The 21447-nt window shown below is 38.3% G+C and carries 19 protein-coding genes; 16 read left to right on the top strand and 3 right to left on the bottom strand.

Going from position 1 to position 21447, the window contains the following annotated elements; all coding sequences use genetic code 11:
• The first annotated feature begins 72 nt into the window (after window positions 1–72).
• The 15 genes from QNM16_RS05465 to QNM16_RS05395 all read left to right on the top strand — a co-directional run bounded on the left by QNM16_RS05465 (window position 73) and on the right by QNM16_RS05395 (window position 17518).
• On the top strand, window positions 73–2670 hold the full coding sequence (locus QNM16_RS05465) for a hypothetical protein (protein ID WP_284019547.1): 2598 nt from the start codon (window positions 73–75) through the stop codon (window positions 2668–2670).
• 13 nt (window positions 2671–2683) lie between these two features.
• Window positions 2684–6307, top strand: a complete 3624-nt coding sequence (locus QNM16_RS05460; protein WP_284019546.1) for a DUF637 domain-containing protein — start codon at window positions 2684–2686, stop codon at window positions 6305–6307.
• Complete coding sequence (locus QNM16_RS05455) at window positions 6307–6972, top strand: hypothetical protein (RefSeq protein ID WP_284019545.1); 666 nt, start codon at window positions 6307–6309, stop codon at window positions 6970–6972. Before QNM16_RS05460 ends, QNM16_RS05455 begins: the two co-directional genes overlap by 1 nt.
• 111 nt (window positions 6973–7083) lie before the next feature.
• The gene (locus tag QNM16_RS05450) at window positions 7084–8079 is read left to right on the top strand and encodes a transposase (RefSeq protein WP_284019544.1); all 996 of its coding nucleotides are present in this window, start codon (window positions 7084–7086) and stop codon (window positions 8077–8079) included.
• A 105-nt stretch (window positions 8080–8184) separates the two neighbouring features.
• Window positions 8185–9180, top strand: a complete 996-nt coding sequence (locus QNM16_RS05445; RefSeq protein WP_284019543.1) for a transposase — start codon at window positions 8185–8187, stop codon at window positions 9178–9180.
• 228 nt (window positions 9181–9408) lie between these two features.
• A complete protein-coding gene (locus QNM16_RS05440; protein WP_284019542.1) occupies window positions 9409–10230 on the top strand; it encodes a hypothetical protein in 822 nt (273 codons plus the stop codon).
• Between the two features lie 269 nt (window positions 10231–10499).
• Window positions 10500–11183 carry a hypothetical protein gene (locus QNM16_RS05435; RefSeq protein ID WP_284019541.1) on the top strand — a complete coding sequence of 228 codons (684 nt, stop codon included), beginning with the start codon at window positions 10500–10502 and terminating at the stop codon, window positions 11181–11183.
• 56 nt (window positions 11184–11239) lie between these two features.
• Window positions 11240–11596, top strand: a complete 357-nt coding sequence (locus QNM16_RS05430; protein WP_284019540.1) for a hypothetical protein — start codon at window positions 11240–11242, stop codon at window positions 11594–11596.
• Between the two features lie 198 nt (window positions 11597–11794).
• Window positions 11795–12325: a CC0125/CC1285 family lipoprotein gene (locus QNM16_RS05425; protein WP_284019539.1), complete on the top strand. Its 531-nt coding sequence runs from the start codon at window positions 11795–11797 to the stop codon at window positions 12323–12325.
• Between the two features lie 130 nt (window positions 12326–12455).
• A complete protein-coding gene (locus tag QNM16_RS05420; RefSeq protein WP_284019538.1) occupies window positions 12456–13121 on the top strand; it encodes a hypothetical protein in 666 nt (221 codons plus the stop codon).
• 162 nt (window positions 13122–13283) lie between these two features.
• Window positions 13284–13946 carry a hypothetical protein gene (locus QNM16_RS05415; protein WP_284019537.1) on the top strand — a complete coding sequence of 221 codons (663 nt, stop codon included), beginning with the start codon at window positions 13284–13286 and terminating at the stop codon, window positions 13944–13946.
• Between the two features lie 414 nt (window positions 13947–14360).
• Window positions 14361–14540, top strand: coding sequence for a hypothetical protein (locus QNM16_RS05410; protein ID WP_284019536.1), 180 nt, complete (start codon window positions 14361–14363; stop codon window positions 14538–14540).
• Window positions 14541–14820: 280 nt separating this feature from the next.
• Complete coding sequence (locus QNM16_RS05405) at window positions 14821–15027, top strand: hypothetical protein (protein ID WP_284019535.1); 207 nt, start codon at window positions 14821–14823, stop codon at window positions 15025–15027.
• 162 nt (window positions 15028–15189) lie between these two features.
• On the top strand, window positions 15190–15849 hold the full coding sequence (locus tag QNM16_RS05400) for a hypothetical protein (RefSeq protein WP_284019534.1): 660 nt from the start codon (window positions 15190–15192) through the stop codon (window positions 15847–15849).
• 1276 nt (window positions 15850–17125) lie between these two features.
• Window positions 17126–17518, top strand: a complete 393-nt coding sequence (locus tag QNM16_RS05395; protein ID WP_284019533.1) for a hypothetical protein — start codon at window positions 17126–17128, stop codon at window positions 17516–17518.
• Between the two features lie 326 nt (window positions 17519–17844).
• On the opposite strand, the gene QNM16_RS05390 is transcribed toward QNM16_RS05395, so the two are convergent.
• The 3 genes from QNM16_RS05390 to QNM16_RS05380 form a co-directional block, all read right to left on the bottom strand.
• Complete coding sequence (locus QNM16_RS05390; protein ID WP_284019532.1) at window positions 17845–18009, bottom strand: hypothetical protein; 165 nt, start codon at window positions 18007–18009, stop codon at window positions 17845–17847.
• A 241-nt stretch (window positions 18010–18250) separates the two neighbouring features.
• Window positions 18251–19039 (bottom strand): hypothetical protein, encoded by a 789-nt coding sequence (locus QNM16_RS05385; RefSeq protein WP_284019531.1) that lies wholly within the window; start codon window positions 19037–19039, stop codon window positions 18251–18253.
• Between the two features lie 391 nt (window positions 19040–19430).
• Window positions 19431–20033, bottom strand: a complete 603-nt coding sequence (locus QNM16_RS05380) for a FecR family protein (RefSeq protein ID WP_284019530.1) — start codon at window positions 20031–20033, stop codon at window positions 19431–19433.
• A 145-nt stretch (window positions 20034–20178) separates the two neighbouring features.
• Here QNM16_RS05380 and QNM16_RS05375 point away from each other — a divergent pair, with 145 nt between their 5' ends.
• The gene (locus QNM16_RS05375) at window positions 20179–20985 is read left to right on the top strand and encodes an enoyl-CoA hydratase-related protein (protein ID WP_284019529.1); all 807 of its coding nucleotides are present in this window, start codon (window positions 20179–20181) and stop codon (window positions 20983–20985) included.
• Window positions 20986–21447: the final 462 nt, after the last annotated feature.

Below are 21447 nucleotides of genomic sequence, written 5' to 3'. Positions count from 1 at the left end.
TTTAAAAAATTAGTGTTGATGATGTTTCTAAAGTGAATACAATTGGTTTTTTAGTTAAAACTAAGGAAGGATATGAAAGGAAAATATTCTCAATTCATTCAGGCTGCTTTTTTCTTTATGCTTTGTTCCATTCTAAGCATAAAGGTAAATGCCATTGAACAAATTGCTGGCTATAAATATGAACTATCAGAGGCATTTTCTGTGCATCATAACGATGCAGCTTCGGCAGATATACTAGTCGTAAATAGCAACGCACAAATTACTACATTAAACTTTGACCAATTTGGCGTATTCAATAAACCAATGCTTATTAATATATCTCATGACAGTAATATTGATACCTTAGTTATTAATGCAAACGGCATACATATCAAAAATACAGTATCTGTAATTGGAAAGCCAGTCGATTTAGTTTTTTTGTCACAAGATAATTTAATTGCATGTGAGCAGTGTGCTTTTGATAATGTAGGAAGGGTGACATTTGTTAATGGTACGTTTGTAAACGGTGTAATAAATACCAAAAATGACGGAAAGGTATTAATTACTAACTTAAACGCATCTGGTTTACAGTCTTTAGAAATCATGGCTGACAATATTATCACAACGGGTGTTATTGATTTGAACTTACGAGCAGAGCGCCATCCAAATAAAGGCTTTATTCAATCAGACAATGGCTCATATGTGATAGGTGCTGGTGGCATTAACCTTTACTCAGGTCGCTTTTCTATTCGTTATAGTAACTTAGACATGATCTCATCAACGAATTCAAATGCCACATATGTACCCCGTGGCACATTTAAGGCTGCAAGTATTGGTATTGTTTCATCAAAGTCTGTGAGTATTCATTCAAGCACCGAATTTAATACCATGTCAGATGCATTATCGACTAGTACGCGACAGGGAGAGTTTTACGCCCCTACAGAAGGCATATTTATTCAGATTGCAGAAGATGAAGACGCAACATTAGATGTTTACGGCAAGCTATATAGTGACCGTATAATCACGACAAAAACCATAGGACCTGCGACTTTTCATGCAGGGTCAAGGTTGATAGGACAAACTGTTAAGAGTTTCTCAGGTAAGGAGGTATTAAATCAAGGGTATGTAGACGCTGATAGCATTGAAGTTGCCGCAAATCGGTTTATTAACACAGGTACTTTAAATGGTTCTAAGATTAATATTGAAACGCAAGGTGATGTATATAATACGTTTGGAGGAGTAATAAAGGCTGGCACTCTGAACGTTGATTTAGCCAATGGTATCTTTATTAATGGCTCGAGAAACAATAAATTAAATTGGCCTAGTAGTAAGCAACTTATAGCTCCATCAGTGAATATAAATGACCTTAATCATGGTCCATATTCAGGTTATAGTACTTCTGGTACAACTCAAAGCCGCCTTAGCGCTAAAATTCACGCCAATACTATAAAAATTGTAGCTAAAGCCATAGAAAACATTAATCCCTATCACATAGATAAACCAAGTGGCGTTGATTGGAGTGATGGTATTCGTATTAACACCGTACAGGCGGAGCAAGTTTCACTTGCCGCTGAGTCTAAAATAGAGCTCAAAGCTAGTGAATATATTCGTAATACTTCCGCTATATTGCGTCTCAATCAACAAGGTTTGTTTCATATTGATACACCACTTTTGTTTAACGAGCGTTATCGATTAGAAACGACGGCATATTTGATATCGCGGTATGTGTTTACCTCTGGACAAGAAGGAAGCCGCGATACCGTTGAGCAAGGGGTAGGAACAAGTGTTAGTGCTTATTCTCCACCAGGGAGAATTGTCAGCTTTGGTGATCTACAAATTGGGAGCAAGTCTGAACCGGCCAATAGACGCCGTTTTGTTAACGCATTTTCATATGTCGAGTTATTCAGGAATGCGCGATTCCAAAAATTGGATTTGGAATCTATAGGTATTATTTTGAGTGAAGAAACAAATACACAAAGTATAGAGTCCTTTAAATACTGTACTGCGCATCAAGGCTGTGGGACTCAATTTATGGACACGTCTGTGGAAGGTGAAACCTTGCTCTCAATTCACGGTAATGTTTACGGTATTAATCCTTCAATTGCAAGCCAGAGTGATCTAATACAGGATAATTCAGATTCGCTAGAACAACAAATTAGAACTGCTGCTGAAGAGCACTTTAGCCAGTATGTATTTTATACCGATGAGTACAATTATGGAGGCTATCACTCACTGGAGTTAATAAACGAAACCACTGTACAAGCGATGATTTATGAATGTAATGGAATTCGGTATGAGGATCATGGTTTAGTACCAACGGCAGATTGCACTTATTCACAACAAACCGTGCCTTTGAGTCAAATAATAGAGGACCCAGATTTTTCTAATACCGGCTTCACATCCACAGAGATCCGCGATGCTGCAATTGCATACGCCCGAGCAAGACAATATGTAACAACGAGTGAAGATAGCCGCTGTGATCCGAGTGCGTTAGTCACGCAATATGATTGTACAGCACAAAATTTTGAATTTATAGACTTGGTTATAGATGAACAAACTCAAGAAATAACAATTTCATACAAGTATGAAATATTAATAGAGAAATCATGTGATCAATGCAGTGATAAATTATTTACTCGTTATTACACTAAATCGCTAACAATTAGTGTTACGACACTAATGGCGAATTAGACAAGGGAATGTAATGAAGAACAATAAAATTACAGAAGAAAAAGTACCATTTTACAAAAAAGCCATTGCTTATTTAAATATTTTTATGTTGCTTGGTCAGCTATGTTTACCAACATTTGCCCAAGCGTATAACGCTTTTGACAAAATAGACGCAGGGTATGCGTTGTCAAGCTCACCAGAGTTCAACAAAGTAAGTGGCAACAAACAAGCACTGTATGTTAAATCTGAACATATCGTAGAGCAGACGCGCGCCCGTGCAGCTCAGACTATTTCCGGCTTTCATCAGGTCTTGCTGGATAATAGAAAGTATGCTTTGCCATCGCCTCAGTATATTCCAATTATCAACGGTGCGATTACCAGCATTATACCGCACTATCCAGTAGCTAAGCAGATTGGTGATAGATTTGTTCAGTCACGCCTGATCCGTTCGCAAATTTATGCTGAGTTAAATCGGAATTTGATCTCATCTGCTTATGCTGATGAAACAGCGCAAATAGTCCAGCTTTACCAAAATGCCTATGAGCTCGCAGGGAGAAGCAATGTCACGTTTGGCGAGAAGATCTCTAAATCAATATACGAAGACTTTAACAAGGATTTTATTTGGCCAGAGCTCAGAGAAGTGAATGGTGAGCAAGTACTTTCTCCTGTTGTGCATTTGAGTGCAGAGACCATAGAAACACGGACTGTAAACGGCCATATTGTCGAATTCACCGGTACAGATGTGCATTTTAGAGACATTACGGTCAACAGTGGTACTTTGCTAACGGGCCGAGATACATATTTACGAACAGCCAGAGACTTAACCGTAAACCCAGGGGCTACAGTTGCTTCGAATGGAGACCTTAATTTATTTGTTGGTGGCACTTTAAGAAATCTGTCAGGTACGCTGTCAGCAAAAGACAATGTCGATATTGTTGCAGGCCAGTATGAACAGAAAACCCTAGTACACCGCTTTTCTTCTCGCTATGAGCGGGGCTCTCGTTTTGGTCAGATTGCGTCAGTAAGTGGCGAGAATATTCGAATCTATAGTATGGGCGACATTGTCGTAGAGGGTGGCACGATAACAGGCAACACCATTGGACTTCGGGCCGATGGCAATATTCGACTACTCTCACAGCAAACCAGTTATGTTAATAATGAGCCTGTTGGCGAATACTCTCAATCTACTTCAGAAATTAAACACCTGACCACAAAGCTGTCAGCGAAAGACAGCATCTTCCTGATGGCATCTGGTGCCATTGAGCTCAACGCTGTTGAGCTATATGCCGATCAGGGAGTCATAGATATATTAGCAGGCCAAGGTGTATATATTCTTAACGAGTTTAATGAAAGCCAAAGCCAAAAGTCAGGGCAGTGGGGCAAGACGACTGAACAAGAGCAAGAGTTTCAAACTGTTGCTATCCGCTCAGCATTAGAGGCGGGTAAAGGGGTTCGTATCGCTTCTCAATTTGGTGACGTTACCTTGCAAGCGGCGCAAATTACCTCCGGAGATGGCACAGCCATCGAAGCGCGAAATGGTAAAGTGAAGTTTTTACTGGCCAAAGAGCAAGACCATTACTTTTACAATAAGGTCACTAAAGGCACATGGAAAATTAAGACCGAAACCACGCAAGATACGGTCGATACAGCGGTTTACAACGAGATCATTGGTGGGGTTAAGGTACACGCGACCCATGGGATCACGCTGGAATTGGGGCAGTATGAAGGGGAAACCTTACAAGACACGCTAGATTCATTTAGCGGCAATGACAGTTTAAGCTGGATGTCAGAACTGCATAATGATCCAGAGTTTGCGGGCAATATCGAGCTTGTTTATCAAAAACTAGAGGCAATCCACACACACGAAACAACAAGTTCGTTGAGTCCTGCCGCCATGGCAATAGTTGCTATTGCAGTGTCAGTTGCGATGGGACCTGCTGGAACTGGTTGGATCGGAACTGGTGCTAATGCTATAGGGCCTGCTTTAAATGGCATGATTTCAGGCGCAGCGATGCAAGCTGGAGCGGTAACTTTAGCGACCCAAGCTGCAACCAGCATTGCTAATGGAGAAGGCCTTGATGGCGCAATTAAAAAGATTACATCAAGTGAGAGCTTACGTTCATTAGCTGTGTCAATGGCGACAGCGGGCGTATTAAATAGTGAAGCGTTTAAAAGCTCATCTTTTTTCGCTAATGCAGATATTGGGTCAAGCTTTTTCACCAGTGAGTTGGCAATTGATATTACCAATCAAGCAACTCAGGCATTAGTGACCTCTACGGTTAAAGCTGGCATTTCTACAGTTTTCAATGGCGGAGACCTAGCAAGCTTTAAAGATCAATTTGTTTACTCATTAGGCACATTTGCAGTTAATGAGCTAAGCGAAACCATGGCTGAGCAAATCAAGGCCGCTAATTTTGACACCGCAGTGAAATATGTGGCTCATGCAGCGGCAGGCTGTGTAATTGGGCTTGCAACCGCTGAAGTTCAGAATCAATCGGGTTCATCGCAGTCATGTGGCTCGGGTGCAGTTGGCGGCGTAGTCGGTGAATATGTGGGCGAGCTGACTCGTGAAAAGATTGATGCACGTATTGAAAAAGTGCATGAAACTCTCAGTACCTCCCTTAATTATGCCAATGACCCTGATTTAACAGAGGAAGATATTCTTAGTTATTGGAAGACGCAAGAAGCAGAGATATTGCAATTGCGAGAAGCTGGTATTGATATTGCGAAGCTTATGGGCGGTTTATCTGCGCTCATGTTGAACGTCGACGTAAATATTGCAGCCCACACAGCTGAAAATTCTGCAGAAAATAACGCACTAGGTGTAGTGGGTAAAGTACTCGGCAAAGTAGGTGCAGGTATCCTCATCGGGATGCGAATTGTCGATACTGTTGATACCGGCAAAGCGTTATACAAATTTGGTAAAGCGCTTAAAAGTGGCGATAAAGCCGGTGCTGCTGACATGCTCGCAGAGCTGGCAACTGATGGGCTGATTGACCTGACGTTAGATAAGCTAGTTCCGGGTAATAAGTATTTTGAAAAAGCAATTCAGAACCTCAGAGAAAAAGGTAAGCACCTTTGGGCTGATGATCTAGAGCATTATGCTAAGCATGCGCCCGGCGGAGAGCTGAAAAGTACGTTAGAACCCGGTAAATACTCCATGCCAAACTCGGATGTTCCAATTGATCCTTGGTTGCAAGGGGTGGATCTGAGTAAGGCGTTTAGTGGTGATATCGGTGCACGCAATGATCTCAAAAAGCATTTTCCTGACAAAAAGTCGGATGAGGATATACATCATGTTATTCCTTGGACTGCAGGAAAACAACATCAACTTATTATAGACTTAGGCTTCAACTTAAGTGACCCAATTAATGGTAAAATTATAAAAGCAAGTCGAGCCAATAAAAGCGATCTCAAACCAAACAATCAATTACATGCTAACCATCCTAACTATGACAAAGCTATGAAAGAAATATTAAACAGGATTCATAATTCGAACAAAAATATAGAAGTAAAAAAGGAGATGCTTATAGAGGTAATTGAACGTGCTAAGATTCATCTTGAGATGAATGAACCGCCGCTAATGAATAGACATGGCAGCACAGTCGAGAAATGGATAGAGGTTCTGTCACCAGCAATTGATAGGAGAAAAGGCTAATGTTACTTGATTATCAAAGCATTGATTCAGAAATTATAATAAGTGATCTGAAGAAGATTTATAATGTTTATACACAAGAGCAGTTTATGTCAGGACTTTTCTTAGGCTCAACTTTACCAGATAATTTAGAAGGGTTCAGGTTATATAAAGACCCGATCAATCTGGATTTTCGTATTCAGACGCCTGATTATTGCGATGATGAGCCGGAAAAGTGGAATTTTAAGAATCTTCCACATATTTTGGAAGATGAGGGAGGAAGAGTTGAAACTGAAGGAGTATATTCAGACTTTAATTATAGATTAGCTGTACAGGAAAAATATAAAAAAATACTTTGGGGTTTTACTGATGATTTCGGCGCTTTTCCCCATGACAGAATGTCTGTTCTTCGAACTAAAGAGCACGACATAGCAATGCAGAAAGCTTTTTCGTTAACCAGTACTAATGTCGAATATATATTTTACCACTTAATTCCTGACGTTATTCATGCCCACTTTGTAATGATTATGGATGCTGCTATTTTTGGAGGCTTAGATAACTCACCCATTTTCAGTAGGTTACTCGATTGCTACCGGTTGGGGGGTATGCCGGGTGGTTGGGTAGGCCCTTTACCTGAAGATGGTGGGACGCCAGAGCAGTGCATGGAGCTTTATCACTTAGGTTCGTAGCAAACTTATGGGACAGACAAAACAACTCATGGGACAGACACAAATCTTTTGCTTAATTCGAGTTATTTGACTACTGTTTAAATATCCAGGTTTAAGTTGAGTTGAATGGGAATGACAAGAGCAAGGAAAGCACTGATAGATTTGTCGTCGACGTCTTATTATCACTTAATAGCACGGTGTGTACGCCGTGCTTTTTTGTGCGGAGAGGATAAGTACACAGGTAAAAACTTTGACCATAGACGAACATGGTTAGTGGAGAGAGTAAAGCTGCTAAGCAGTGTATTTGCCATTGAAATAGCGGCGTATGCCATTATGAGTAATCACTATCATTTGGTGGTTAAAGTGAATAGACAGCAAGCACTTAGTTGGTCAGATAATGAAGTAATATCTAGATGGTATAAGTTGTACAAGGGGAGCCCTATCATAGATAAGCAGCGAAACGGTGGCACTCTTAGTGACGCAGAGCAACTGCTTGTATTGGAACTGATTGAAAAGTGGCGAGCCAGACTGTATGACATTAGCTGGTTCATGAAAAACCTTAATGAGTTCATTGCAAAAGAAGCAAACAAGGAAGATAACTGCACGGGTAAATACTGGGAAGGGCGATATAAATCACAAGCTTTGTTAGATGAAACAGCATTGCTTAGCTGCATGGCCTATGTAGATTTAAACCCGATTCGAGCCGACATGGCAAATAATATAGAGGATAGTGACTTCACATCGATACAAGAGCGTATAAAGCATCTCCAAAAGATTAAAGAAAAAGCAAAAAATACCAATCAAGATAATGACGCTGCATACCAAATAAAACAACCCAAATCATTAAAACGGTTTGGTAAAAGAGAGCATGAAAACACAATACCTTTCTCTTTGATTGATTATCTTGAACTAGTTGATTGGACGGGTCGCCATGTTCACCCTAAAAAGAAAGGGTTCATACCGAAGAATGTGCCAGATATACTTATATCACTGAAAATTGAAGAAGCAACTTGGCTGGATAGAGTACAAAATTACGGTACTCACTATGGCAACTTTGCAGGCTCGAAAACGGTATTAAGATCGCATGCTGCTAAAAATGATGTAAGTTGGTATAAGGGGGTTGGGTAGTAAAGCTTATTTAAACAAACATATGGGACAGACACAAATCTTTTGCTTAATTCGAGTTACTTGACTACTGTTTAAATATCCAGTTTTAAGTTGAGTTCAGTAGGAATGACAAGAGCAAGGAAAGCCCTGATAGATTTGTCGTCGACGTCTTATTACCACTTAATAGCACGGTGTGTACGCCGTGCTTTTTTGTGCGGAGAGGATAAGTATACAGGTAAAAACTTTGACCATAGACGAATATGGTTAGTCGAGAGAGTAAAACTGCTAAGCAGTGTATTTGCCATTGAAATAGCGGCTTATGCCATTATGAGTAATCACTATCATTTGATTGTTAAAGTGAATAGACAGCAAGCACTTAATTGGTCAGATAATGAAGTGATATCAAGATGGTATAGGTTATACAAGGGTAGCCCAATCATTGATAGATACCTTCACGGTGATATGCTCAGTGAGGCAGAGCAGCTACTTGTATCTGAGTTAGTTGAAAAATGGCGAGTTCGGTTGTACGACATCAGCTGGTTTATGAAAAACCTTAATGAATACATTGCAAAAGAAGCAAATAAAGAAGATGGTTGCACGGGTAAATACTGGGAAGGACGATACAAATCACAAGCTTTGTTAGATGAAACCGCATTGCTCAGCTGCATGGCCTATGTAGATTTAAACCCGATTCGAGCCAACATGGCAAATAATCTAGAGGATAGTGATTTTACCTCAATTCAAGAGCGCATAAAACACTTTCAAAAGGTCAAAGAAAACGCACAAAAATCTAATCAAAATAATGAAGCTGCATACCAAATAAAACAGCCCAAACCATTAAAATGGTTTGGTAAAAGAGAACATGAAAACACAATACCTTTCTCATTAATTGATTATCTTGAACTAGTTGATTGGACGGGTCGCCATGTTCACCCTAAAAAGAAAGGGTTCATACCGAAGAATGTGCCAGATATACTTGTATCACTAAGAATTGAAGAAGCAACTTGGCTGGATAGAGTACAAAATTACGGTACTCACTATGGTAATTTTGCAGGCTCGAAAACGGTATTAAGAGCACAGGCCGCTAAAAATGATGTAAGTTGGTATAAGGGGGTTGGGTAGTAAAGCTTATTTAAATCGCCTCTTTAAACTATTTACCTCTCATCCAGTGAAATTAAATTATGCATAATTGAGTTGTTTTTGCTGTGTTCTCAATTTAAGCCATCTTTACCTTCCCTATTTATTACTTTTTAAATATCAGGTTTATTTATTTTTAAAGGGTTCTATTGTGATATTATTCGATATTAAAAATGTGCCTGTCCCTTTGTTTGTTAAGGAGTTTTCGGGAAAATGAGTTTAGAACTCAATATTAATTTTATACCGGATCAATTTCCCAGAGCTTTATCGCTCTGGGAGATGGTAGATATGAGCCGAGCACTTACAGAGATCGAAGGGTTAACTAAACTGGTTAACATTGATACTTGCCGTACGATTAAGGTTGAAAATTATGTAAAAAGTAAAGACAAAGCGCGCACTCGGCCGAGTATATTTTCAATAGGGCACCCGAGCAGGGAGTATGAGGGCACGCACGGTGTGGTATTTATGCCTATGGATGAATTGTGCTTTGATCAACTGCTTATATATGGCTTTGATAAATTAATAGAGCAACGTGAGCAGTGGTGGCAATCAATATTACAGCATTCAGGTTTTGTCATGGCTAGGTTAATGAATAAAGAGTATAGTACGAGACAAGGTATGCATGATGTTATGTATTATGAACTCAGTGGTTGGCCTCATGAACATCTACCTAAAATAAGCAATGGTAAGCCCCCTCCGATAGATCAAATAGATATAGACACTCGAGTAAACCCTGGTGATTGGCGATTTAAACCCGGTTATATTGAAGGCGTGTCAGCCGAAATGTGGCTAGGTAAGCACTTTTTTAAGCATGTAGGGTTAGACAAGCAAGCTTTGTATGATGTTGATTGGCTCGAAGTCACGGAACTAGATAATGTTATTCACATTAAAGCCTATGATAAGCCGTTTGACAGTGATGTTGGCGTTCAAAGAACGCTTCAAATAAAGCTTAGAAAGCTCTTATTTGGTCAGTCACCTCATACAGAAGACCCTGAGTTTAAAATGTTAAGTGAATTTCAGCCGTTAGAACAATAAGCCCATCGGGGCAGTATTACTGTCCCGTTTTCTTTATCCTCCCCTATTTTATTTAATATTACAGCATTGGCACTTAACTTTTTATATAAAAATATTTTTAAAAAGGTGCATGGTATTAGTGGTTAAAAAATTATACTTGTTAGTTTGTTGTAATATATTTATTATGTTGTTTTAAATTATATATTAAGTTTAAGAAGAGTTAATAGCATGTTTTTTAGTCACTATGGTGAAGTGTGCCTATTATTGTGCTTATTACTTAAGGAGGTTATTTGTCAAATAACGCTTATTTAGTTAATTGTGAAAAGAAAACAGCATGTTCTGAAAATGTGTATTCTAGTGACATAAAATATAAACTACTTGCAACGGGTGCAAATAAGGTTCCAGTGCCTTGGTTTTTCTGTTTTCAAGAGCAAGATTTAGTCGATGTAACCAGTGAGATGGAGAGCAGTTCAGGTGAAAAAGAGGTCTTTACCTATAAAGCGCCAGTACTCGAGGTTGAAAAGGCGATAGAAAACCTTAAAAACAGTAAAGAGCTAATGATAGCTTTTTGTCAAGATGAAGTATTGGGAACTCAATATTGGGAGCGAGCTGTTGCTGACTTCAAATCTTTAACATATCCATATATTTTTCTTGACCCTCTAGAGGTCTTTTATTTAAACGATCCCGAGGAAGAAGCTAAAGAATTTTTAAAATGCTTTTCACGAGATGAAAACGCGTTTAAATCAATCAAGATTTTGACCTTTTATAATGAAAATGTATTGCCTTATGAGGTTGCAGAGCTTTATGGAAATAGTGAGCTTGATGACTTTGCCAGAACCTGTAATTCAGCTTCAATGGATATGGGTTTAGATTTAGATAGTGGGGATGCGTCGTCAAAGGTTGAGCAGGAGTCTGAGCAAGTTAAACCTGATGAAAAAGCACAGAACAAAAAATCGTGGTGGAAGTTTTGGTGATAACCCCTTCCTTATTCAATTAGGCCTAATAGCCAAGCATTAAATGGATGATAAAAATGGCATATGCATTACATATATCAAAAGAAAACGGGGATATTAGCTTCTCTGATTGGGTTGAAGCGGTATTAAAAACGCAAGGGGCCAACCTTGAAGGGCAGCCAACGGTCGGCAGAAACCCAAAAACAGGCGAAATAATCACAGTGGGTGGTAACCCACACAATGTATCAGTTCAATTCCCTGAAAATGAAGAATGGCAAACATGTATATTTTTTAATGATGGCGTTGCTTCATTTAATGGAACCAGTTCAATGATCGATGATGAAAAAGACCCTGTTAGATTAGTGGCTAAGAGCATAGCTAATTTTGTTGGTGCGAAGATCATGGGTGATGAAGGTGAGGTTTACGATTGGTAAAACCTGGTGCAGAGTAGGCAATCATTTTTTTGGGAGCCGGCGTTAAACACATAGTCAGCGCACGGATCAACTATAGCGAGACAATATTTACTGTTAGCTGCTAAGTGAATTTCAGCCGCTAGAAAAATAAACCTCCCGGGACAGTATTACTGCCCCGTTTTTATCACTTAACTAAAATCGGTTCTAACATGGGAAGGAATGATGAAGTCATTAAAAATAATAAGTGTGTCGAGCATTATACTCGCAACAGTTGGGTGTAGTGCAGTTTCTTATCAGCCAATGGGATTTAGAGGTGGGTATTCAGATACTCAATTAAATGACTCTACTTTTAGAGTGCATTATGCTGGTAACGGTGATGTTACTTTAGAAAAAGCAACGGATTTTGCTTTGCTTCGTAGTGCGGTAATAGCACAGCAACACGGCTCACAACTTTTTTCTAGTCAAGAATACTCCTCGAGGGTGTCTAAAGTGTATGCAGGCACGCCTGGTGTTTACGTTTATAAACCCAGTGTTTATGTCAGCATTGAGTTGAATAATGAAATAAATGAGTCTGATAAAGTAGCAGAATGTAGCACATTCTACTCAATGTTTTCGACTTTGGTTGCGCTTAAAGGTTCTGCCCTATATACGTTTAATACTCATGCATGTATTCAACAACTACAGCAAAAGTATCAATTAACGAACGAGCAGATTTATGACATTAAATCGAGCAAGGTTGAACGAAGTTAGTTGAGGAATAGGCCGTATTGATTGCGCTCTAATAAAGATAAGCACAATTCTATGGCACATCTCTATGGGACAGGCACAAATTTACTCTGCATAAATTCATTGTTCCAGAGATGGATAGGAGAAAAGGCTAATGTTACTTGATTATCAAAGCATTGATTCAGAAATCATAATAAGTGATCTGAAGAAGATTTATAATGTTTATACGCAAGAGCAGTTTATGTCAGGACTTTTCTTAGGCTCAACTTTACCAGATAATTTAGAAGGGTTCAGGTTATATAAAGACCCGATCAATCTGGATTTTCGTATTCAGACGCCTGATTATTGCGATGATGAGCCGGAAAAGTGGAATTTTAAGAATCTTCCACATATTTTGGAAGATGAGGGAGGAAGAGTTGAAACTGAAGGGGTATATTCAGACTTTAATGATAGATTAGCTGTACAGGAAAAATATAAAAAAATACGTATGGGTTTTACTGATGATTTCGGCGCTTTTCCCCATGACAGAATGTCTGTTCTTCGAACTAAAGAGCACGACATAGCAATGCAGAAAGCTTTTTCGTTAACCAGTACTAATGTCGAATATATATTTTACCACTTAATTCCTGATGTTATTCATGCCCACTTTGTAATGCTTATGAAAGCTGCTATTTATGGAGGCTTAGATAACTCACCCATTTTCAAAAGGGTACTAGATTGCTATCGGCTGGGCGGTATGCCGGGTGGCTGGGTCGGCCCTTTACCTGAAGATGGTGGGACGCCAGAGCAGTGCATGGAGCTTTATCACTTAGGTTCTTAGTATAAAACAACAATAAAATCCAAATCAGTATTTAGTAACAATAACGAGACGGTATTGGCTGTCTCGTTAATCAGTTTTAACGGCCTTACATACCAAATATATACTCGTCACTTGTTTAACATACAGACTGACAAGCCCCATTTTAATTAAAAGGACAAAGTAGTGTTATCAGCAATCCAACAAATAGACTCTCACCAGATAGCTGAGGATTTGAAAGAAATAGAGGCGGTATATACAAGCCGCACGTTTTTGTCGGGTTTATTTTTAGGCTCTAATATACCAAAAAATATTGAAGGAATTCGTGTATACAATGATGCTAAAGAAATTGATATGCGAATAGAAACAACAGGCAATTATTACGATAACCCAGATAGCTATGATTTTGAGCATTTTCCAGACATTCTGGAAGATGAGACTGGCAGAATAAGATATCAAGGTACGTATAGTTATGAAGAAGCAGTGAAATTAGAGGAAAACTTTAAAGCGCTGACCAGTCACTTTACGGGGAATTTTGGGAAATTTGTTGACAATGTACTTGCCGCTCATATTGATAGCACTTCGTACTCTAAGATAGCAGAGCATGCAGAGATGCCCTTAAAACACGTACACTGGTTATTTGAACGATGTTTGTCATATGTTGTACATGCCAATTTTATTATGATGGTGGATGCTGCAATTTTAGGTGGGCTAAAAAACTCTCCGATTTCACAAAGAATGCTGGATTGTTATCGTTTAGGCGGTATGCCGGGTGGCTGGGTCGGCCCGTTACCCAAAGATGGAGGCCTCGCGAGAGACTGTATGGAGCTTTATCACCTAGGGTCTTAGTAGAAAAAACCTAATGAGCACTCAGCAACTGTAACGAGACAGCATCGCTCTTTTCTTTTTGGGGACAGACACAAACTTATCGACACAAACTGACTCTAACAAGGTTGTATTTATTGCCTCGCTCTCTTTCTTTCAACGCCTTTGTCCTTTTTTTGCTAAGTGCAGCAAGAAGCGGGTAGATTAGTTCATATTTTACCGGGAGCGAGTGACACAGTATCAAATTTATTATCATTAGAAAATGACTAATCAACTTTCTCATTTTTATGTGGTATAAAAAATAGGTATCGTGTTTATTATTTCGCTCAATAGAGATGATATTTATTGGGGCGGGAAATATAAAAAAATTTCCATGGGACAGGCACAAATTTACTCGCATAAATTCATTGTTCCAGAAATGGATAGGAGAAAGGGGTAATGTTACTAAATTATCAGGAAATAGAATCTGATACAGTTAAACGAGAGTTGGGTCTGGTTCAACAAATTTACACCCAAGATAGCTTTTTGAAAGGCCTGTTCTTGGGGGCCCGTTTACCAAAAAATCTCGAAGGTTTTAGAGTTTTTCAAGGTCCAATAAATTTAGATATGCGCATTTAAACTCCCGATTATTGCTATGATGAGCCTGACAAGTGGGAGTTTCAGCATTTCACGTCCATATTAGAATGGAATGAAGGAGATCCAAATCTATATTATAGATTTTATGAAAATTACGATGATGTTCTAGCAATAAGAAAGGAATACAAAAAAATACTTTATGGTTTTGTCGATGATTTCTATGAACCTATTGTAGAAAGAATCGCAAAGCTTAGAACAAAAGGGCAAGATGTGCTGATGCAGAAACAATTCTCACTTACTAATGCCAATGTTGAATATATATATGCATTTGATTCCGGACATTGTGCTAGACCACTTTGTCAGGATTGTTAATATCGTTATATTTGGTGGCCTTGAGCGCTCGCCTATTTGCAAAAGGCTACTCGATTGCTATCGGCTGGGTGGTATGCCGGGTGGTTGGGTAGGCCCTTTACTTGAAGATGGTGGGACGCCAGAGCAGTGCATGGAGCTTTATCACCTAGGGTCATAGTATAAAACAACAATAAAATCCAAATCAGCATTTAGTAACAAGAACGAGACGGTATTGGCTGTCTCGTTAATCAGTTTTAACGGCCTTACATACCAAATATATACTCGTCACTTGTTTAACATACAGACTGACAAGCCCCATTTTAATTAAAAGGACAAAGTAGTGTTATCAGCAATCCAAAAAATAGACTCTCACCAGATAGCTGAGGATTTGAAAGAAATAGAGGCGGTATATACAAGCCGCACGTTTTTGTCGGGTTTATTTTTAGGCTCTAATCTACCAAAAAATATTGAAGGAATTCGTGTATACAATAACGTGAAGGAGGTAGATATGCGGATAGTGACCTCAGATGAATACTATAATAAGCCTAATAGTCACCCCTTCAAGCATTTCCCTCACCTGCTTGAAGAGGAGAGTGGTCGGTATTTATATAAAGCGATTAGTCCTGATAAGAGAAAGGAGTTAAGAACTCAATATAAAGCTCTAACCACAAAGTTTGCCAATGAGTTTGGTTATTACGTTGATGAAGTGATTGCGAGGCATACAAATAGTGAAACATATATTAAAACCTCGGTACATGCTGATATGCCCATAAGGCATGTTCAGTGGTTGTTTGAACGCTGTGTACCTAATGTTATATATGCTAATTTCATAATGATTGTTGAAGCGACCATCTTTGTAGGATTAGAAAACTCTCCGATTTCACAAAGAATGTTGGATTGTTATCGTTTAGGCGGTATGCCGGGTGGCTGGGTCGGCCCTTTACCCAAAGATGGTGGCCTTGCAAAAGATTGTATGGAGCTTTATCACCTAGGGTCTTAATATAAAACCAACAATAAAAACCTAATGAGCGCTCAGCAACTGTAACGAGACAGCATCGCTCTTTTCTTTTTTGGGACAGACACAAACTTATCGACACAAACTGACTCTAACGAGGCTGTATATATTGCCTCGTTCTCTTTCTTTCAACGCCTTTGTCCTTTTTTGCTAAGTGCAGCAAAAAGCGGATAGATTAGTTCATATTTTACAGGGCATGAGCGAGTGACACAGTATCAAATCCATTATCATTAGAGAATGACTAATCAACTTTCTCATTTTTATGTGGTATAAAAAATAGGTATCTTGTTTATTATTTCGCTCAACAGAGATGATATCTATTGGGGCGGGAAATATAAAAATAAGGAGTGTTATAAATTGCTTTTATTTTATTATAAAAGGGACTTGGTGAGAGGGGGAAGTGTACAGTGCCCTGCCTGTAAAAGCGCACATTGTACTTATACATCTAGTGTGAATTATATCACATTTATGATACTTCCTATTTTTCCAATTAGTCATTGGCACTGTTATAGCTGTTTAAATTGTTTGAAAGTGATAAAAACACAGCCTGACTCGATAGAGTACTTCCCTAAAGTAAGTAAGATTAGAGTTCTTAATAAATTTATAGGCATACCAATCGCCATAGTTATATTTTTTATGGTGCAGGCCTATAGCCAAAGCTTGGAGAGAGTGCAGCAACAGTTTCGTTTACACCCTCAAAAAAACGATATTTTATTTATCGACGACGACTGATTATTAGATTTGATATAAATAAAATAGCAGCTCTAGTGAGCTGCTATTTTTTGACCGTTTTAATCATTCATTATTTAATGATTAGTTGGTCTTCGTATGTGTAGATGCCGTTTGGATCTGTTAAGTTGAATACTTTAACAGCCATTGTTTTACCAGCCGCGTTTTCACATTGAACGATTTGGTAAAGAACCGGTTGTGCAGTATCGTTTGTATATACTTTATCTTGTATAAATACATCTGAGTGGAATGTATTTGATGTGTCACTACCATGGAATAAGCCCAGTGATAGACCACGGTTAGTAACAGTGTAACAGTATGAATTGCTCTTGTTTTGGTTGTTTATGTTTGGTGTGCTCTTTACAGGAAAAACTGAGCGGTAACCAATAAAAATCAGCTCTGTGGCTGTTTTTATTTCTAATTAAGTTACCTTTTAAAATTGCCAATACCCGATTAATGATAATTTTTGGAAAATAGTTGTTGTTATGTGATAATTACTGTAAATAAAAATGTTAATTTCTCAGGGGATCTTGTGAGTAATTTTGATAAATGGTTTGTAAAGGCGTTAGTGATTTTGGCATTGCTGTTGTTTTTTATGCCGATGTTCTTTTTGTTAAACTTTTTATCCAGTGACAGTATGTGGGTTTTTATTGCTGTGATATTTGGATGTAATATCGTTTATGATGCAACTAAAAAAATAGTATCTAGCCAAATTTATTCTGCTAAAGAATGGATTAGTGTTCTTAAATTTTCTTGGGCAGGCTTGGTGCTTATTGCTGTCTCTTTTTCAGGCATATATATAGATATTTTTGTGTTTAAATATGTTGGCATTGGACTCATTTGGTTTCCTTGCTTCTTCTTCGGCATGCTTTTTATGGGAAAGGCTCAACAATCCTTTAAGTTGGCTGAAAAAAGTACTCAATAAGTACTTTAATTCGCTTGTAAACACCCTTGAGTAAGTTATCTCTTAGGAGAGGCGTTTATTTATGAGTGAATGTAACTGGGCAGGATAATGTACAGTATATTAGAACTGTTCGTAAATAGTTTGATAGTGATGTTAGGGCTGAAGGTGCACATTAAATAAAGCTTCGAAAATTTCTACTTGGCTACTCTTATCATTCAGCAGAGGTGCGGTTAGAGTTTTATATCTTATATTGCTAAGTAGTTTATATGTGTACTTAAAAAGTGCAGCTATTATTTATGGCTGCACTTTTTGTTGCTTAACTTTTTAACAGCTTGTAGTTTATATAATTAAACTGTAGGGTCTGACCAAGTACAGCAGCTACCACCAGTTGATGTAAAATCATCAAAGGCGCTTTTGCCAGCACCGCCTATCGCTGGTGTTAGACCTTTTGGTACGGTTTTATTTGCCAGAGATAAAGATTTCAGTGGTTTTTTCTTTAGTGCAACTTTCATTTTAACTCCTTTTTAGTTCTTTTTGAAAATGCAATATTACGCTACCACGTTGTTTTTAAAGTTTCAATTGTTTGTTTTTGGTGGTTTTTTGGTCTTTGTTAGTGTTTTTTAACGATATTAAGCTGATCAGCTTTAGCATGTTTATCTCATTATCTATTCGCAGTTATTAAGATGTTTGACATACTCAAACAAAATAGCAGCTCTATTGAGCTGCTATTTTTAGATCGTCTTTAATCATTAGTTATTTAATGATTAGTTGATCTTCGTATGTGTAGATGCCGTTTGGATCTGTTAAGTTGAATACTTTAACAGCCATTGTTTTACCAGCCGCGTTTTCACATTGAACGATTTGGTAAAGAACCGGTTGTGCAGTATCGTTTGTATATACTTTATCTTGTGTAAATACATCTGAGTGGAATGTATTTGATGTGTCACTACCATGGAATAAGCCCAGTGATAGACCACGGTTAGCAACAGTGTAACAGTATGACTGGCTCTTGTTTTGGTTGTTTACGTTTAGCGTGCTTTTAACGCGGAAAGCTGAATGGTAGCCGAATGAGTACGGTTGATTAACAAAGTCACCAGCTGGCTCTACCGTGATGTCCCAATCGACAATTGGTGCACTCGGTACGTTTACAAGAACGTTATACCATGTATTGTCTGCATCATAGCAGCTTAAATGAAGTGTTTTATTGTGCGTAAGCTTGTCTTCTGCAATCGCATTAGTCACACCAATTGTTGCAGCATTAGCGTTAGTAGCATCAGCCTGAATACCAACGTTTACTACGTGGCTGCTATCAACATTTGAATATAGGTTACCGTTATCGCAGCGAGCGCCGTCACGAAGTTCAACATCAGCTGAAAAGTTATGTGCAAATTCACTGGTAATAACTACACGGCTAACTGGGCCATATGAGTAAACAGTATGGCGGTCATAACCATTTGTATCAGCAACATTGATAGGTGCAGCAACTGCACTCACAGCAGTTAACATAGCAGCAGCGAGAGTACCTACTTTAAACATTTTCATCTTTTTTCCTTTGGTCGTTCTTAGTTCAGTTATGTTTCACTTGTTAGTTTTAGTTAGTCACCACTTGGGCCCAAAGTGTTAACGAGATGAAAAGTAACAAACAAAAAAGGGACGAGCAAATAAGTCGTATCATAATTGAAGTTTGAAAAAAGAAATGTTTTATATGCATAAAAAACATAAGTTTAACTTTTCTTATGTATTTTCAATGCGTGTTGTTAAGTGCTTTTCTATGCAATCCATAATCATTAATCACCATTAAAAACCTCTTCATTGTTTAAAAGTAATTAATTATTTGAAAATTGTGTAAACTTATTGGCGCTGATTTGCAATTTATGAATGGTAATGTCTTTTTTTAAATAAAAGTAGTAAAGTCAATTCGAAAATTTATTCATTACTGAATTGTTTTTACTGCGTCAGCTAGTTTTTTCTCAGACCATTTTTCAGGTTGGGAGGGTGGCTTGCCCATTTCAAGTGTTGTGCCTGTTCCAGGAGTTGAGATCACAACGCGGCCAAATTCATTTTCAATAACGATTGGATGTTCACTGTCGAGTAAAATAACATCTATAGTGTGTGCATTATATAAGTTTCCGCCCCAAAAATCGGTGCCTCTAATTCCAATAGAGCCCATAGGTGTTTTAATTTTGAAATTAGGGTTAGTGGCTTGTGTGATTTTTCCCGTTACGACTCTAAATGCGCCTTTAATAAATTCAAAATGTGCTTCAGATGTTTTTCGATATTCAAATTGGTTTACGGAAAACTGCGTGTTTTCACCTAGAGTAAGTATTGTTCCCTCAGTAAACCTTAATTGCGCTCTTGCATGTTTGCCTGTTTTCACCGTATCGGCCTTGTAAATTTTAGATTTACGCTTTAACTGGCGCTCTTTAATAGGTGAGCTTGCTGTGACTTGTTCCTTCGCCAGTATGACTTTGGCGATTAGGGTGTTGCCATAACACGACGACGCAAAAAACAATAAACCCAACAGTGATGTTTTCATCAATTGATCCCTTTACTTTTCTTTAAAAATAGGACTTAAAGAGCTCAGTGTCGAGTTGATACGAACGTATAACTGCAGAGAAATATTCACACCTTTTAGCGAGAAACGTCGGATATTTGAATTAACTTATAAAGGTCAATAATTCGTGCGAGTGAGAGCAAATTCCAATTATCACAGTGAGCCTTTGGCGATCATGCGAAACGGCTCATTGCACTGGGCGACCATGCAGTTAAATAAAGCGCCATATTTTACAAAGTCAATGTTGAGGCAGTTGAATTATTTTCTTTTGCCAGAGCGTGAGACTCAAAAAAATATTATCAAAGTGATCAGTAGCGCCAAAGCTGGAGTGTTTAGTTTAGGTGGAGACTTATGCAGTTTAGCGAGTGTTGTGGCCCAAAGAGATGAAGTCTGGCTCAAAGATTATGCTTTTATTTATATGACATTATTACACCGTGTTTTAAGCGGCGCAAAATATAACTTCACCAGTATTGCTTTGGTGCAAGGCAGGGCTTATGGGATGGGTATGGAGTTAGCTTTGTGCGCTGACTGTGTAATTGCTGAAGAGGGCGCTTTATTCTTGTATCCACCGGAAATATTTCATCATGGTCTTGAGCATGTTTTGGTGCGTAAGCTTCAACACAAGTCATCTCGTTGTGCAGTAATGGAGGTGATGTATTCAAATCGACGTTTTTCTGCAAAAGAATTATATGAATTAGGTTTAGTTGATGTATTGGTCGGGACTGGTGAAGGAGAACAAGCGGTAAGAGCTTTAGTTAACCGAGCCCAAGCTTGTGACCTTGGCCATGCGGAATTACAAAAGTATCGCTATCAAACAAGTATGCATTCATTCGGTCAATTAAGCAACGCTGCTGATACTTGGGTAAAGCATGCATTAAATGGCAATGCAACTCAGCAAAAGTATTTACGGCGATTGGCACGAATGCAATATTAAATTTTAATAATCATGGCGAATAGGGTTGCTTTGTGCGCAAGGAAGGGGCAAAGCGGCCTTTTATTTATTCTGCTCTATAATTAGTTTGTTAACCCTCTAATAGCTAAAGCGGGTTGAAACATACATTTACTGCCTTCCAATTTATCGCAGCATAACCCCGTAATGTGAATATGGTCAAATTTTAATATGTTATCAAGTAATGAATGCATCTGAATTAATGACGATGATAGTTATTGGCAATTGAAACTTATCAATACCACACAGTTATTTACTGGGGAATAAAATCATTATAAAAAGTGAAGGCATTAATTTTTATATATCTTTTTTGAATTGTGTGAATTGATTTATCCTGAATTTAACTCCGAAATTCGACATTATATTTCACATAGTTTATGTAACTGCGTTTTCTAACAGCCACCGTTATATACTCTGTAACTGAGTATTCGGTACAGCGGCTGTAGC

The sequence above is a fragment of the Pseudoalteromonas umbrosa genome, from assembly GCF_030125375.1.
Classification (GTDB): Bacteria; Pseudomonadota; Gammaproteobacteria; order Enterobacterales; family Alteromonadaceae; genus Pseudoalteromonas; species Pseudoalteromonas umbrosa.
Note: the sequence above shows the minus strand (reverse complement) of the source record. Positions and strands in the feature narration are given on the sequence as shown.